The sequence below is a fragment of the Catonella sp. genome (genome assembly GCF_057250765.1).
Window position 1 is genome coordinate 162,969 of sequence record NZ_DBHIEC010000002.1, and the last position, 15,948, is coordinate 178,916.

Annotated in this window: 11 protein-coding genes, 1 other RNA gene and 1 pseudogene; 7 read left to right on the plus strand and 6 right to left on the minus strand. The window is 41.6% G+C overall.

All coding sequences use genetic code 11. The features are described 5' to 3' along the window. Positions 1–363: 363 nt before the first annotated feature. Entirely contained in the window at positions 364–2,193 is a 1,830-nt protein-coding gene (locus ACO6HM_RS01845) for an NAD(P)-binding protein (protein ID WP_485389493.1), read from the plus strand. Beyond that, on the plus strand, positions 2,187–3,974 hold the full coding sequence (locus ACO6HM_RS01850) for a [FeFe] hydrogenase, group A (RefSeq protein ID WP_485389494.1): 1,788 nt from the start codon (positions 2,187–2,189) through the stop codon (positions 3,972–3,974). The genes ACO6HM_RS01845 and ACO6HM_RS01850 overlap by 7 nt, the downstream gene beginning before the upstream one ends. 257 nt (positions 3,975–4,231) lie before the next feature. On the opposite strand, the gene ACO6HM_RS01855 is transcribed toward ACO6HM_RS01850, so the two are convergent. The 4 genes from ACO6HM_RS01855 to proS all read right to left on the minus strand — a co-directional run bounded on the left by ACO6HM_RS01855 (position 4,232) and on the right by proS (position 8,663). Then, the gene (locus tag ACO6HM_RS01855) at positions 4,232–4,477 is read right to left on the minus strand and encodes a Veg family protein (protein ID WP_208427864.1); all 246 of its coding nucleotides are present in this window, start codon (positions 4,475–4,477) and stop codon (positions 4,232–4,234) included. A gap of 139 nt (positions 4,478–4,616) precedes the next feature. Then, positions 4,617–6,026, minus strand: coding sequence for a PEGA domain-containing protein (locus ACO6HM_RS01860; RefSeq protein ID WP_485389495.1), 1,410 nt, complete (start codon positions 6,024–6,026; stop codon positions 4,617–4,619). Then, positions 6,016–7,227: a CCA tRNA nucleotidyltransferase gene (locus tag ACO6HM_RS01865; protein ID WP_485389496.1), complete on the minus strand. Its 1,212-nt coding sequence runs from the start codon at positions 7,225–7,227 to the stop codon at positions 6,016–6,018. The genes ACO6HM_RS01860 and ACO6HM_RS01865 overlap by 11 nt, the downstream gene beginning before the upstream one ends. Continuing rightward, positions 7,227–8,663, minus strand: a complete 1,437-nt coding sequence (gene proS, locus ACO6HM_RS01870; protein WP_485389497.1) for a proline--tRNA ligase — start codon at positions 8,661–8,663, stop codon at positions 7,227–7,229. The genes ACO6HM_RS01865 and proS overlap by 1 nt, the downstream gene beginning before the upstream one ends. 347 nt (positions 8,664–9,010) lie before the next feature. On the opposite strand from proS, the gene ACO6HM_RS01875 reads away from it, so the two are divergent. Continuing rightward, a complete protein-coding gene (locus ACO6HM_RS01875) occupies positions 9,011–10,309 on the plus strand; it encodes a UDP-N-acetylglucosamine 1-carboxyvinyltransferase (protein ID WP_485389498.1) in 1,299 nt (432 codons plus the stop codon). Between the two features lie 233 nt (positions 10,310–10,542). On the opposite strand, the gene ACO6HM_RS01880 is transcribed toward ACO6HM_RS01875, so the two are convergent. After that, entirely contained in the window at positions 10,543–10,914 is a 372-nt protein-coding gene (locus tag ACO6HM_RS01880) for a hypothetical protein (RefSeq protein ID WP_485389499.1), read from the minus strand. Between the two features lie 267 nt (positions 10,915–11,181). Between ACO6HM_RS01880 and ffs the strand changes: the two genes are divergently transcribed. Continuing rightward, positions 11,182–11,444: signal recognition particle sRNA large type (gene ffs / locus ACO6HM_RS01885), an RNA gene on the plus strand. 2 nt (positions 11,445–11,446) lie between these two features. On the opposite strand, the pseudogene tadA reads toward ffs, so the two are convergent. Next, positions 11,447–11,902, minus strand: a pseudogene (tadA, locus tag ACO6HM_RS01890) (tRNA adenosine(34) deaminase TadA); the annotation flags it as partial. A 249-nt stretch (positions 11,903–12,151) separates the two neighbouring features. On the opposite strand from tadA, the gene ACO6HM_RS01895 reads away from it, so the two are divergent. From ACO6HM_RS01895 to ACO6HM_RS01905, 3 genes are all read left to right on the plus strand, one after another. Continuing rightward, positions 12,152–13,030 carry a DegV family protein gene (locus tag ACO6HM_RS01895; protein WP_485389500.1) on the plus strand — a complete coding sequence of 293 codons (879 nt, stop codon included), beginning with the start codon at positions 12,152–12,154 and terminating at the stop codon, positions 13,028–13,030. 302 nt (positions 13,031–13,332) lie between these two features. Further along, positions 13,333–15,009: a M3 family oligoendopeptidase gene (locus ACO6HM_RS01900; protein ID WP_485389501.1), complete on the plus strand. Its 1,677-nt coding sequence runs from the start codon at positions 13,333–13,335 to the stop codon at positions 15,007–15,009. Between the two features lie 40 nt (positions 15,010–15,049). Continuing rightward, positions 15,050–15,937, plus strand: coding sequence for a DUF3881 family protein (locus tag ACO6HM_RS01905; RefSeq protein ID WP_485389502.1), 888 nt, complete (start codon positions 15,050–15,052; stop codon positions 15,935–15,937). The last annotated feature ends 11 nt before the right edge of the window (positions 15,938–15,948 follow it).

The following is a 15,948-nucleotide window of genomic DNA, read 5'->3' on the forward strand; positions in this document are numbered from 1 at the left end:
TATTTTTGTAATAAATGACAAATTCCTCATCAAACAAGCAAACAATGAATTTACGTGCTTCTGGCACTTATCAAAATATATCACACAAACTTAGGTTACACATAGGCTTTCATTATAACGGAAGGCTAAATATATAACAACTGATAATTATTATCAATAATTTCTATAAATCTTCCAGTTTATTTGTTTATTTTTTAACTATCCTTGATTTTCCTTTAGCTATTTTGTACAATTAAATTATCGATATTAAAACTATATTTGTGGGATATTTTTGAGAATTAATCCATGGTTTTTTGCATATTTTTACAAATGAGTAGTTATCGGTTCAAAAATTATGATGGTAAATCAAAGGAGGTAGTTAAAATGAGCCGTTTGGAAATTTTTACGCCGGACAGAGCCACTCTTGTAATTGAAGACTTGTACAGAACTCTGGACAAAAGAATAGAGGCAAGCCCTCCCGGACTCTGTCCTGTAGACATCACAAGAGCATTTATTGAAATGTGCCATGCACAGACCTGTGGAAAATGTGTTCCCTGTCGTGTAGGACTGCTCCATCTAAAGCACATGATGACAACTGTTCTTAATGGTACAGCCACTATGGACATCATCGACCTTATAGAGGAGACTGCCAAATCAATTTCAGAAACTGCAGACTGCGCTATTGGTTACGAAGCTGCACATATGGTGTATAAGACAGTTACCGCTTGTCGTGATGACTTTGAAGAGCATATCAGAAATGGCCGCTGTAACTGTATGACAAAGCAGCCTGTTCCTTGTGTTGCTCTCTGCCCTGCACATGTGGATGTTCCGGGATATCTCGCCCTTGTTAGGGAAGAGCGCTATGCTGATGCAATCAGGCTCATAAGAAAGGATAATCCATTCCCAACTACCTGTGGATTTATCTGTGAGCATCCTTGCGAAGAAAAATGCAGAAGAAATATGGTAGATGATGCTGTAAATATCAGAGGAATCAAGCGTGTTGCAGCTGATATGGCAGGAAAGGTTCCACCTCCTCCATGTGCACCTTCTACAGGCAAGAAGATTGCCATTATCGGCGGAGGTCCTTCAGGGCTTTCAGCAGCTTACTATTTACAGCTTATGGGGCATCAGACAACTGTATATGAAATGTTGCCTAAGCTTGGTGGTATGCTTAGATACGGCATTCCTAACTATCGTCTGCCAAAAGACAGACTTGAGGAGGATACAGACGCTATCCTTGCTACAGGTGTAGAAGTAAAATACGGTCTTAAACTTGGTGTTGACCTCCTCTTACCTGACTTAAAGAAAGAATACGATGCAGTTCTTATAACTATAGGCGCGTCTACCGATAAAAAGCTTGGGCTTGAAGGCGAAGATGCTGAAGGAGTTATGTCTGCAGTTAAGTTCCTTAGAAATGTAGGTGTTGAGCAGTATGACGACCTTACAGGACAGAATGTAGCCATCATCGGTGGTGGTAACGTGGCTATGGATGCAGTAAGAACAGCAGTCAGACTTGGCGCGAAGAAGGTTAGCTGCGTCTACAGACGTAGAATAGCAGATATGACTGCCCTTCCTGCTGAAATCGAAGGTGCTCTTGCTGAAGGTGTTGAGATGGTTGCACTTAAGGCTCCTTCAAGACTTGAAATAGAAAATGGACATATAAAGGGTATCTGGGTAACACCTCAGATGATATCTAAAATAAGTGACGGAAGAGCCTCTGTAATACCTACAGGCGAGCCAGATGAGTTCATTCCTTGCGAGACTCTCATAGTAGCAATCGGTCAGAATATAGAGACCAAATACTATGAAGATGAAGGAATACCTGTACAAAAGGGTAAGATGTTTACCATGCCTAACGGTGGATTTACAGGACTTCCGGGAATATTTGCAGGTGGAGACTGTGCTTCAGGCCCTGCTACCGTAATCAAGGCTATTGCCGCTGCAAAGGTTATGGCTGCAAATATTGACGAATTCTTAGGCTATAAGCACGATATTACCTGCGATGTCGATATCCCTCTTCCAAGCAAGGTAGAGCACTCAGCCTGTGGCAGAGTTGAACTTACGGAGCGTGAAGCTTCTGACAGGGTACATGACTTTGATGGTGTAGAGAATTGCATGAACAAAAAGGAAGCCTGCCAGGAATCAGGTCGCTGTCTCAGATGTGACCACTTTGGCTTTGGAATATTCAAAGGAGGTCGTGAGAATATATGGTAAATTTAACAATAGATGGAAGAAGCGTAAATGTGCCTGAGGGAACTTCCATAATGGATGCGGCTTATAGTGCCGGAGTTCCTGTTCCTCACCTTTGTTTCTTAAAGGAAATCAATGAAATAGCTGCCTGTCGTGTTTGTATAGTTGAAATAGAGGGCAAGGATAAGTTTGTAACAGCCTGCAACAACAAGGTTGAAGAAGGGATGGTAGTATATACCAACAGCCCTAAGGTAAGACTTGCAAGACGCAGAACAGTACAGATGATACTTTCACAGCACGACTGCAAATGTGCAACCTGCGTAAGAAGCCGTAACTGCTCGCTTCAGACTCTTGCAAATGACCTAAACATCACAGACACTCTTTATGAGGAGCGTCTTGAGGTTCAGGAATGGGATAAGACATTCCCACTTATAAGGGATTCTAAAAAATGTATCAAATGTATGCGCTGCGTGCAGGTCTGTGATAAGGTTGCAGGGCTTGGTATCTGGACTCTTGAGGGCACAGGTGCAAGATCAACGATAAATGTATCAGGTTCAAGAACAATAGCAGAAGCAGACTGTTCTCTTTGCGGTCAGTGTATAACCCACTGTCCTGTAGGTGCTCTTAAAGAAAGAGATGATACCGAGGAATTCTTAAGAGCTATTGCTGATCCAAAGAAGGTGGTTGTAGTTCAAGTAGCTCCTGCTGTAAGAGCTGCATGGGGTGAAAGTCTTGGACTTGACCTTAGCGAAGCCACTGTTGGAAAGATATTTGATTCTCTTAGAAGAATCGGTGTCGACTATGTATTTGATACAGCCTTCTCTGCTGACCTTACCATAATGGAGGAAGCAAGCGAGTTCATAGCCAGATTCTCAAATGGAGAGCTTAAAGATAAGCCAATGTTTACCTCCTGCTGTCCTGGTTGGGTGCGCTTCCTTAAGAGTAACTACCCTCACCTTACAGGCCAGCTGTCATCAGCTAAATCACCAATGCAGATGTTTGGTTCAGTTATGAAGACTCATTTTGCTCAGGAAATTGGGGTAGATCCTGAAAACATATATTCAGTAGCTATCATGCCTTGTGTAGCTAAAAAGGGCGAGCGCAATATGGAATTCTTCCACGAGGAATATGCAGGACACGATACAGACTGTGTGCTTACCTCAAGAGAGCTTGTTAGAATGATTAAGGCTTTCCATATCCTTCCTGAGACACTTGAAGATTCTGAGCCTGACCACCTCTTCCACGATGTAACAGGCGCAGGTATTATCTTCGGAGCTACAGGTGGTGTTATGGAGGCTGCCCTTAGAACAGCTTACCACTCACTTATGGGTGAAAACTGCCCTCCTGATGCTTTCAAGGTAATAAGAGCTGAGTCACAGAAAACAGGACTTACAGAGGCTACCTTCAATCTCAAAGACATCGACCTTAGAATAGCTGTAGTAAACGGCCTTGCAAATACAAGAAGGCTTATAGAGGAAATAGATGCAGGAACTAAGAAGTACGACTTCGTAGAGGTTATGGCTTGTCCGGGAGGCTGCGTAGGCGGCGGTGGTCAGCCTATACATGACGGTGAGGAACTTGCTTTTGCCAGAGGAAAGAATCTCTACTTCCTTGACAAGAACTCCAAAATCCGTTACTCACACGATAACCCTGATATCAAGTCTCTCTATGAGAACTACTTTGGTACTCCTAACTCACATAAGGCACATCATGTGCTTCATACAGACCATTTTGCTTGGGAAATGCCAAAGCGCCCTACAAGAGATAGAGACGGCTATATCATAAGAGAAAGGCATTTGATGTAATAATGCTATTTTCACAAATATGAATTAGTACTGCACTTTGAAAAATACAGGACTACAAATATTTGAAACAGATTTAAATGCACTAAACTGTCCCACCTGCACTATTTACTTAGATGCAGATGGGATTTTTATATTTGAGAAATGCTGCTTATGCAGTTGCGTGTATAAAGTTCTTAAAGTAATTGCTCCTAAAATATAAAAAATCCTTAATAACAAGTCTATTCTTCTGAATTTATCTCTGTTATTAAGGATTTATTTTATTGTGTACAAAGTTGAAGCTGTACATCCTTTGTAAGGATATCGGTATAGGTGTAAGAAACAGTCTTACCTGCATCTTCCTCACTGTCATTTATTTGAATCATAAACACGTGAGGATAAACCTCTTTAATCACGCCTTCATTCACATCGAATCTATGTCTGCCACGATTGGCCTTGACTACGACTCTGCTTCCAATGGCGCGGTATACTGCATTACGGACTGCCTTTACATCAACTTTTCCCATGATTAAGCCTCCCAACTATTAAGTTATCAACCTAACCCTGATATAATCAGGATATGCAACATACATTTGTATACAAGCACGCTTGTACAACTGCCCCCTAATCATACCATGTCTGTAGGTAAAAGTCAAATTAAGCTATTTACTCCTTCTCCTTTATCATATCCGGGAAGCTAAACACCGCGTCTTCTCCATCATCTTCGATGTTTATAGTGTAGGTCTGAGTCTCGTAACCGTCCATCTTAAGGGTAATCTCGTGTTCACCCGTTACCTTTGTCATCTCGCAAGGTGCATCTCCTATCACCCTGCCGTCAAAGGAAATGGTTGCCCCTACAGGCTTCCTAAAGAAAATGTTCTTTGTACTGTCAGTTCTTACCTTTATTTCCTTATCCTCATCATCCTCTGTAGGCGTTTCAGAAATACCGGTCTCCTCAGAGTCATCATCAGTTTTTTCTACATCTGTAGATGGCTCTGCCATTCCGTCATCCTTCTTCTCCTCCTCTGCCTTTTCCTTCTTCAGGGCAAGAGCAATACTCATCACAGTCTTAGGCTTTGATATGGTCACTACGCTTTCCCAGCCCACATATCCATCCGCCTTGACCTTAACCAAATATTCGCCGTAGTTTAGCACAATCGTCTTACCTGCATCCACTTCCTTACCGTCAATGCTTATAGACGCACTGCTTGGCGAGAGGCTAAAAGTTACCTTCGAGGTCTTAGTCATTTCAGCTGTATAGCCCGAGAGTCTTAGTACCTCTGTCTGATCTCTTTTTATATCTACAACCTTATTTACCGTAAGATTGTCTTTCTTTAGAATGACCTTATACTGCCCTTCTTTAAGGACGTACTTCATATTTTCTGCGATATCATCAAATACATCGTAGCCTATTTCAATGCTTCCACCAAGAAAATCGTCATAGTCGACAAACTCAAGTACTCCATGTCCCCTTGTCACACTTAAAGAGAAGATTTTTTCTCCAAGTCCTCTGACTTCCAGTACATCCTTAGTAGGCTCTATATTCCTAAGACTGACATTATCATTCCCACTTATTACTGTAAGCCCCGCATCATACATAAAGCTGGTTTCTCCAATTGTCATCTTGGAGAGCACCTCATCTATCTGGAGGTTCTTTACTCCCTGATAGCCCCAAGCCTCTTTGTTGACCGCTACCTTACTAAGCATACCTGTGTCTTCATTTACTTCGATATTAATAATACTTCCAAGCGGAAGCTCAGGCATCACAAGCTCTCTGTCATTCTTGCTTTTTACTGAGGTCGCCAAATCATAAGAATAACTGGTCTCTCTCATTTCACCCGCAAGATAGACGCCTATCTTGTTATTTACCCTGTCTATCCCCCTTAGCACAGCCACAGTCCCGCTCTGTGTATCTTCTGTGACAGCCGCAGGAGATACCTCTACTATCTCATTTGGCTTAGGGCTTATAGGTGGCCTTTTATTCTTGGCATTTATAATGGTGTTTACACCTACAAATATTCCGAGTCCGGTTAAGCATAGCATAATGATTATGGGCAATAATCGGCTACTCTTCATTCCTCCTCACCTCCAAAAGCAGACTTTCCCTTGTATTTAACTCAGGCTTCTCTATGACCAAATCCAATAGTCTCTCCAGCGTACTCCCTATAAGAGCTCCCTTTGGAATGCCTGCATCCATCAGGTCTTTGCCATTTACCTTCAATTCAGCTATACTAGTACAGTAGCCATGGTCAAGGACAGTCCTGTAAAGCTCAGTATTATCTTTAAGCCCTTTTGCTCTTCTCATTTCCAAAAGGAGAGGCATCATCTTATGCCCTGCCTCCTTAACTGTCCATCTCATCTTGGTTTCGTCATTCTCTACTTCCCTAAGTGAGAGCTGGAGTAGCTTTTTTACTGTATTTATAGTGTCGTTATCCAGCTTTAGGCGTTTAAGGAGCTTTGCAGCCTTATCAGCCCCCAAGCCCTCTAAGAAAATGGCTAGTCGTATCTGATATAACTCTTTCTTTTCAGGAAATGAAGCCCTGCTAAGTACCTTAATCGAAGCGGATATCTCACCATTTTCAAAAAGCATTGCTACTTCAGGAGCAATGACTGAGAAGATACCCGTCTCATACACAAGAGCTATGTACTCTGGATTTCCCGATAGGAGGAGCTTTTCAAGTTCTTTTGCTATCCTTTCTACACTTACCTTGGCAATGTTTGGGGAAAGCTCTTTTATAGCATCAAGTGTCTTTTCTGCTATTTTAAAGTTTAGCTGGCCTGCAAATCTTATGGCACGAAGCATCCTGAGTGCATCCTCAGAGAATCTCTCACAAGCCTCTCCCACAGCTCGTATGACACCATCCTCAAGGTCTCTTTCACCGTCAAACTCATCTATAAGTCCTCTTTTTTCACTGTATGCCATAGCATTTATAGTGAAATCCCTCCTCCTTAAGTCTTCCGCCAAAGAAGAGGTAAAGGCAACCCTGTCGGGATGCCTTCCATCTGTATAATCTCCGTCAAGCCTAAAGGTAGTAACCTCAAAGCCCTCTTTTTCTATGACTACAGTCACTGTTCCATGTTGTAAGCCCGTGTCTATGGTGGCACTAAAGAGCTTCTTAACCTCCTCCGGCTTTGCGGAAGTGGTTATATCCCAGTCCTCAGGATTTCTCCCAAGGATAGAGTCCCTCACACAGCCACCGACTGCATAGGCTTCAAAACCGGCTTTTTCTAGTTTTGATATTATTTGTTTTACCTTTGTAGGTAATGTAATATGCATTAATATGCCTTTCCCCAATAAACGAGCTTCTTAGCAGGCTTGCCGCAGCAGATACATTTTCCTTCTGAATTGCCATCCTCAAAAGGTATACATCTTGCTGTAGCTGAAGTATCTTCCTTAATCTTGTCTTCACATTCTCTGCTCTCACACCAATGCGCCTTTATAAAGCCCGGTTTATTAGCAATAGTCTCCTTAAATTCATCATAGGTATCAGCACTATAGGTATGGCTGTCTCTATGTGCTCTTGCTCTTTCAAGCATGTTCTTCTGAATATCCTCAAGGATGACACTAAGCTTTGCCTCAAGTTCATCAAGAGAAACTTCAATCTTTTCGTGATTGTCTCTTCTTACCACCACGCATTTATTTGCCTCTATATCCTTAGGTCCAATCTCCACTCTCACAGGGATACCGCGCATTTCCTGATCAGCAAACTTAAAGCCCGGTGTCTTGTCGCTGTCGTCAAGCTTAACTCTAAAGTCGGCGGACAGCCTACTCTTAAGCTCATTTGCCTTCTCAAGCACACCTTCCTTATTCTGCATAATAGGAACTATCATTACCTGTGTAGGCGCAATCCTTGGAGGAAGCACAAGACCGTTGTCATCACCATGAACCATAATAAGAGCGCCTATCATCCTGGTACTTACTCCCCAGGAGGTCTGGTGGCAGTATTTAATAGTATTGTCCTTATCTGTAAATGTAACATCATAAGCCTTTGCAAATCCATCACCAAAGTTGTGGCTTGTACCTGACTGAAGAGCCTTACCATCGTGCATCATAGCCTCTATAGTATAGGTAGATACTGCACCCGCAAACTTCTCCTTCTCGGTCTTTTGTCCCTTGATTACAGGGATAGCAAGCTCTTTCTCAAAGAAGTCCACATAGACATTAAGCATCTGGATGGTTCTACTCTGAGCCTCTTCCTCTGTAGCGTGGGCAGTATGTCCTTCCTGCCAGAGGAATTCTCTGGTACGCAGAAATGGTCTGGTCTCCTTTTCCCATCTTACGACTGAGCACCACTGGTTGTAAACCTTAGGAAGATCTCTATATGAGCGGATATCCTTTGAATAAAAATCGCAGAATAAGGTCTCTGAGGTAGGGCGCACGCAGAGGCGTTCCTGAAGCTCTTCAGAACCACCATGTGTCACCCAGGCAGCCTCAGGAGCAAAGCCCTCAACATGGTCTTTTTCTTTATTTATAAGACTTTCGGGAATCAAAAGTGGCATACATACATTTTCTACACCTGTCTCCTTGAACATCTTATCAAGGGTTTTCTGTATATTCTCCCATATACCAAAGCCATAAGGCTTGAGAACTACAAAGCCCTTCACGCTTGAATAATCTGCAAGCTCAGCCTTTTTAACAACATCGGTGTACCACTGAGCGAAATCTTCGTTCATAGAAGTAATTTCTTCTACCATTTTCTTATCTTTTGCCATTTTCTTCCCTCTTTCTATACATTTTATTTCTCAAATATCTGACTTTTTAGGGGTAAATGTATCAAAGCCAAATTATTTGCTCCATTTTACTGCCCTCTATTCTGCAAATTCACCGGGATAATTTGAAGCAAATTTTACCTGCCTTCTTTGCCCTGAAAAGCAAATATTTACAGTTGTTTCCTAACTTTATAATTTTAATACAGAGCCCTCATTTTGTCAAACTCTCCGCACAAATATTGACACCTATCCACTTACTCGTTATAATTGAGTGATACATGTGATAATTATATCTTCACATACTCTAATTAATATTACTATACCTTAAAAGACCTAGTAAAGGGGTTAAGATGAATGAATATGTAATCAGAGGCGGCAGGCCTCTCGTTGGCGAAGTTTCTATAAGTGGAGCTAAGAATGCTGCGCTTGGTATTTTAGCCGCTGCCATTATGTGTAACGAGCCGGTTAAGATAGAGAATCTTCCTTATGTTAGTGATATACAGGTGCTTCTTAGTGCCATTGAAGAAATAGGAGCCATTGTTGAAAGAATAGATAATCATACAGTTAGGGTAAATGGTGGAACCATTACTAACTTCTGTGTAGATAATGAGTTTATCAGAAAGATAAGGGCTTCCTACTATCTTCTCGGTGCTCTTCTTGGCAAGAACAAAGACGCCAAGGTGGCATTTCCGGGTGGCTGTAATATAGGCAGTCGTCCTATAGACCAACATATCAAGGGCTTTGAGGCACTCGGCGCAGAGATTGATATCAAGCACAGCCTTATTGCTGTAAGGGCTGATGAGCTGATTGGAAACCACATTTACTTTGATGTATCAAGTGTAGGTGCTACTATTAATATCATGCTTGCGGCTACCCTTGCGAGGGGAAAGACCATAATGGAAAATGTGGCTAAGGAGCCTCATGTCGTAGATGTAGCCAACTTCCTTAACAGTATGGGTGCAGACATTAAGGGTGCAGGTACTGATGTAATCAGAATAGTTGGAGTTGAGAAGCTTCATGGAAGTGAATATTCTATTATACCTGATATGATAGAGGCAGGAACTTACATGGTAGCCGCTGCCGCAACAAAGGGTGATGTCCTTGTAAAGAACCTGATTCCAAAGCATATGGAAGCAATTACTGCAAAACTGCTTGAAATGGGGGCTGAAGTACATGAATTTGATGATTCTATCAGGGTCTGTGCCAAAGAGAGACTGACCCATACTCATGTAAAGACTCTGCCTTATCCGGGCTTTCCTACCGATATGCAGCCTCAGATGACTACCCTCCTTGCTATGGCAAGTGGTACCAGTGTTGTCACTGAGAGTATATTTGAGAACCGTTTCAAGTTCACTGATGAGCTTACAAAAATGGGTGCTAACATCAAAGTAGAGGGAAATAATGCCATTATAGACGGTGTCGAGAAGCTCTCAGGCGCAAAGCTTAGTTCTCCTGACCTAAGAGCCGGAGCAGCCCTTGTGATTGCAGGCCTTTGTTCTGAGGAAGTAAGCGAGGTTGACCAGATAGAGTATATCGAAAGGGGCTACGAGCATTTCGAAGAAAAGCTAAAAGAACTTGGCGCCGACATTGCTAAAATCCCTGTAGATGATGAAAAAGCCCTGATGAAATTCAAATTAAGGGTTGGATAAAGTATAAAAGTGATGGAAATCTGTAATTGTTATTTCCATCACTTTTCTTGTTATAGATTCATAAACACCTACTTATTTACTTCTACTGAGTATAGCCTTAAAGCTTCCATTCATCTTTAGAAACTTTCTTTCTAGTTCTCTACTTTTATACTCCATGACACCGCTTCATTTTTAGAAAAATTCTAAAGCTGGCTTTATATTATCCTAAAATATAGAAAGGTGTCAATTCGATACTACCCTCTAATTGCTATAAATCCAAAGCTAAGAATTAACAAGTACATCCTTAGCATATACATTATATCGTGAGAATATTCTTTCATTACTAAAATCAATATTACATGTGGAATGAACAATATTATCATTATTATCCATTCTAGAGTCTGCTTCTTTATGAAAAATCCATATATTATTAACCATACCGACAATCCAAATGCTCCTACCAACAGCCTTTCTCTGATGCTAAACTCATAATTTCCCAGTGCCGTGGATAAGATTCCTGAGTCTACCACTTTTCCTGGCGGGAATAATGCTATCAGTAGCATTATCAAAGAAACTGCAAGCAAAATATAGAATACTGTTCTTTTTGTTATTTTTATACTTTTCATAATACCCTCACCTCTTTCTCTGTGTAGTTTTTCGCAAGAGAATTCTATAAAATAACTATAGTCACTTTAAATATAACACTTTCAATTATATCAGTCAAGTTATTATCAGTTTTTTTCTATTACACATACAATATTGTCAGTATATTTACGCTCCTCTTTTCTCCTTATGTTTATATTAATACCCTGCGGTATATGATTATAAGCAGCAAAATGGCAGGCTTATTATCCCACTTGACATAAAGCCTCATTTTCACTATACTATTACTACCATGCAGCCGGGGAGATAGCGGTGCCCTGTACCTACAATCCGCTCTAGTAGGGGTGATATTTTGTCTGAGGGACAGTCTTTGCAGAGCCGCCCTAGGCGGAGGATGTTGAAGTCTTGGTCTTACGCAATGAGAGCTTGTGAACCGTGTCAGGTTGGGAACAAAGCAGCACTAAGCAAAATCTTTCATGTGCCGTAAGGGAGCCTGGGCTGAGTTCTTCACTTAGGTACCGTCTGTGAAGCTGTTTCGAAGCAAAATGCATGGCTTTTTTTCGCCCTAAGCCCTCTAAAGAATTCACTCATCATCTCTGCACATTCATCCTCAAGTATTCCCCTTGTTACCTCTGCCTTATGGTTGAACCTGTCCTCCTCAAGGAGATTAAATATAGAGCCTGCGCATCCTGCTTTTTTATTCATAGCCCCTATGACAACCCTTTTCACTCTAGACTGTACTATGGCTCCTGCACACATCTGGCAGGGCTCAAGAGTTACATAGAGAGTACATTCTTCGAGCCTCCAATCACCTAATTTTTTGCAGGCTTTTTTTATTGCCATCATTTCAGCGTGTGCAAGCGAGGTATGATCAGTATTTCTCCTGTTATATCCCCTTGCAATAATCTTATCATTATGAACTATAACGCAGCCAATCGGCACCTCTTCCAGTTTTTCTGCCTTTTTAGCCTGCTTTATAGCCTGTCTCATCCATTTCTCATCAGTAGTCATTTTCACCTCTTCTATCTTCTGCTTTGTCGCATCCCCATAGCAAACTGGCGGGAATATGATGATATTCACCAAAACACAATCATATCCACTTCGGCATATTGCCAAAAATCACATTATTTCGATTTATATATTGACTATTGTCTAAATATCGGCTAATGTTTAAACATATTATATTTTTGAATGGATTGCGTGAAGCAAAGCTTCGCGGTCCTGTATCAATCACCATTATAATAAGGATAGGGGATTTTAATGAAAATTGCAATAATATCAGACAGCAATGCTGGAATTTCCATGGAAGAAGCAAAGAAAATGGGGACGTTCGTACAACCATCTCCTTTTTTTATAAATGACAAAATAGAGTTTGCCGGTGTTACTATGACGCATGAGCAGTTTTATGCTGCCCTTCAGGATGATGCTGTAGATGTAAAGACTTCGATGCCATCACCCGGAGATATGACAGATACCTGGGATGAACTCCTTAAAACCCACGACGAGGTTCTATTTATACCTATATCAAGTGGACTTTCAGGTACAGTTTCAACTGCCTCCATGCTCGCAGAGGACTTTGACGGCAGGGTTCAGGTAGTAGATAACAGAAGAGTGTCCGTCACCCAGTACCGCTCCATAGTTGATGCTCTTGAGCTTGCGAAGATGGGTAAGAATGCAAAAGAAATCAAGGAATACCTTGAAAGAACTGCTGACCGCTCAGCTATCTATGTATCTCTTGATACCCTCAAATACCTCAAAAAAGGCGGGCGAATCACACCTGCTGCCGCAGCTATAGGAACTCTGCTTAACTTAAAGCCTGTGCTTCAGATTCAGGGAGATAAGTTAGATGCTTACGCAAAATGCAGAGGTAAGGCACAGGCTAAGAAAACCATGATAGATGCCATTAGAAAGGATATGGAAGGCCGCTTTAAGGATGCAGCCGCAAAGAAAAATCTTCATCTTTTAATTGCCTACGGGGCTTATCTTGATGATGCTTTAGAATGGAAAAAAGAAGTCCGGGAAGCCTTCCCGGACTATGAGATTGAAATGCAGCCACTTTCACTTTCAGTTGCCTGCCACATTGGCCCTGGAGTGCTTGCCATCGCCTTAGCAGATGGGCTTGATACTTCATTACTATAACGATTTGTAAAAGATTTTATCTGATGCGGCAGCCCCATTTTTATATAGCTGCAACATAAGAAGTGGGTTTCAAAAGTATTTGACACCCACTTCTTATAATTTTACTCTAATTTTTCTCGGATTCGTCCTTAAATCGTACCAAGGCGAAAGCGTCTCTTACACTGCCATCTCATATATCTTCTTTAGCTTCTAAAATAATGGATAAATGCCCACTTTTTTTCTTTTTAACTTGATTTTCCTTTGAAAATGGCTTAACATTATAAGTTGCAGACATTAACATAAACTGAAAGGAAGTAGAATATATGAAATTTAGTGAAATGCCTTATAAAAGGGCTGATATCGAGGAAGCTAAAGCTGATTTTGCGAAGCTTATGAAAGACTTTGATGGCGCCAAGTCAGGAGAAGAACAGTTTGAGGTACATAAACAGTATTATAAGACTGTGAACCGTATATATACGCAGATGACACTTGCCCAGATCCGCCACTCAATAGATGTGACAGATGAGTTCTACAGCAAGGAAAATGATTACTATGATGAGAACGGTCCTGTACTTCAGTCATTGCTTGTTGAATACGGCAAGAAGCTCTACAACTCAGAGTATAGAAACTTCTTAGAGAGCAAGATAGGAAAGGTTGCCTTTAAGAACCTGGAGTTAGCTATGAAATCTGTCGACGACAGAATAATACCTCTTATGCAGGAGGAGAATGCCTTAAAGAGCCGCTATGACAAGCTCCTTGCTACTGCTAAGATAGACTGGAATGGCGAAACTCTCAATCTTTCACTTATGGCTCCATATCTCAACAATTCCGACAGGAAGATTCGAGTAGAGGCTTGGAAAAAATATACAGACTTCTTCACCAACAATAAAGAAGAACTTGACGATATCTATGACCGGCTTGTAAAGAACAGAACAGCTCAGGCTGAAAAGCTTGGCTATGACAACTTCATCCAGCTTGGCTACTACAGGATGAACCGTAACTGCTATGGCAGAGAGGATGTAAAGCGCTTTAGAGAGCAGGTTAAGCGTGACTTCGTACCATTTGCGGAGAAATTACACGACAGGCGTAGAATGAGACTTGGACTTGACAAGCTTCATTTTGAGGATGAGGGTGTATACTTCAACAACGGAAACCCTGCACCTATCGGTACTCCTGATGATATCCTTGCAGCAGGAAGAAAGATGTATAATGAGCTTTCACCTGAAACAGCTAAGTTCATCAACTTTATGTGTGATAATGAGCTTTTCGATGTACTTGGAAGAAAGACTAAGCAGACAGGCGGATATATGACTTATCTTCCTGACTATAAGTCTCCTTTTATATTTGCCAACTTTAACGGAACCGCTGATGATGCAGATGTAATGACCCACGAGTGCGGACATGCCTTCCAGGGCTTTTGTATGGTGGATGATCCTATCATTGAGCACAGCGAGATAACCATGGAAACTGCAGAGACACATTCTATGTCTATGGAATTCTTTACTGAGCCTTGGATGGAGCTTTTCTTCGGCAAGAGAAAGCAGGACTATATAGATATGCATCTTGAGTCAGCCGCAGCCTTCATTCCTTATGGAACTATGGTTGATGAATTCCAGGATATAGCCTACACCAATCCGGGACTTTCTCCAAAGCAGCGTAATGAGATGTGGAGAGAGCTTGAGATGCAGTACAAGCCACATCTTGACTACTCAGGAAATGAGTACTACAGTGCAGGTGGTTTCTGGCAGAAACAGCGCCACATCTATGACAGCCCATTCTACTACATCGACTATGTACTGGCACAGACCAACGCCTTCCAGTACAAGGTAATGATGGACAAGGACTATAAGGCTGCATGGAAGAGCTATCTTAAGCTTTGTAACCTTGGTGCAAAGGACTTCTTTACAGGACTTTTAACCGAGGTCGGACTTAAGAGTCCATTTGAAGATGGTACTCTTAAAGAGGTAGTGGGCAAATTGCAGAGTGCACTTAAACTATAATGAAACGAATGTACGATTATACCGAGAGGGAGGTGAGCTAATGCATAGCTTTTTAAGAACCGTAGGATTTTCAAATATCACTTCAAGAAAGGAACTTGACAAGGTACTTGGGCTGGTCATGACTCACCCAACCCTTGATAAACATGCATTTTCATCAGATGACAGCCACCACAAGATTATAGAAAGAAGTCTTGATTTCTCTGAAAGAATGGGAATTACAATCCGTGGCGAGTATGATGATAAAGGATTCTTCCATCTGGAACATTATTTCCCATACCTCATTGGGAAAAAGTCAAGCGGTTACCAGGAAGTATCCATATTTAAGAGGGTGGATACTGATGCTTATACAGGTATGTGTGATGATTTGCGTTTTGGCTCTTCTATCATATTTTACCTGCAAAACTCAGTAGATTATCTCTCGTCAAAGGAAGAATCGGGTAAGGAAATGCCTCTTACTCTCTCCGGACTCTCTACGTCAGGAAAGATTCTCCTGCCTATACTAAGGACTGCTGAACATGTGAGGGCACAGGCCGCGGATTCAGAACAGCACGTAAGCCTTTTGCAGGCAGCAAGAGAGGGTGATGAGAATGCAATCAATGCTCTTACCTTATTGGACTTTGACACCTATTCTATGATTACAAGACGCATTCAAAACGAGGATGTCTACAGTATAGTTGAGACCAGCTTCATACCTTTTGGTTCTGAGTCCGACAACTATACCATACTTGGAATAATAAAAGAAGTAATTCCACATATCAATACCCTGACAGGAGAGAAGTCAACTGAAATGCTCCTAGACTGTAACGGACTTGACTTTTATGTAGCTATCAATGACGCAGATCTGCTTGGCGAACCTCTTGTTGGCAGAAGATTTAGAGGGCAGGTATGGCTGCAGGGAAAAGTTGAGTTTGGAAAGAATAAAGTATAGAATTGAGAGGA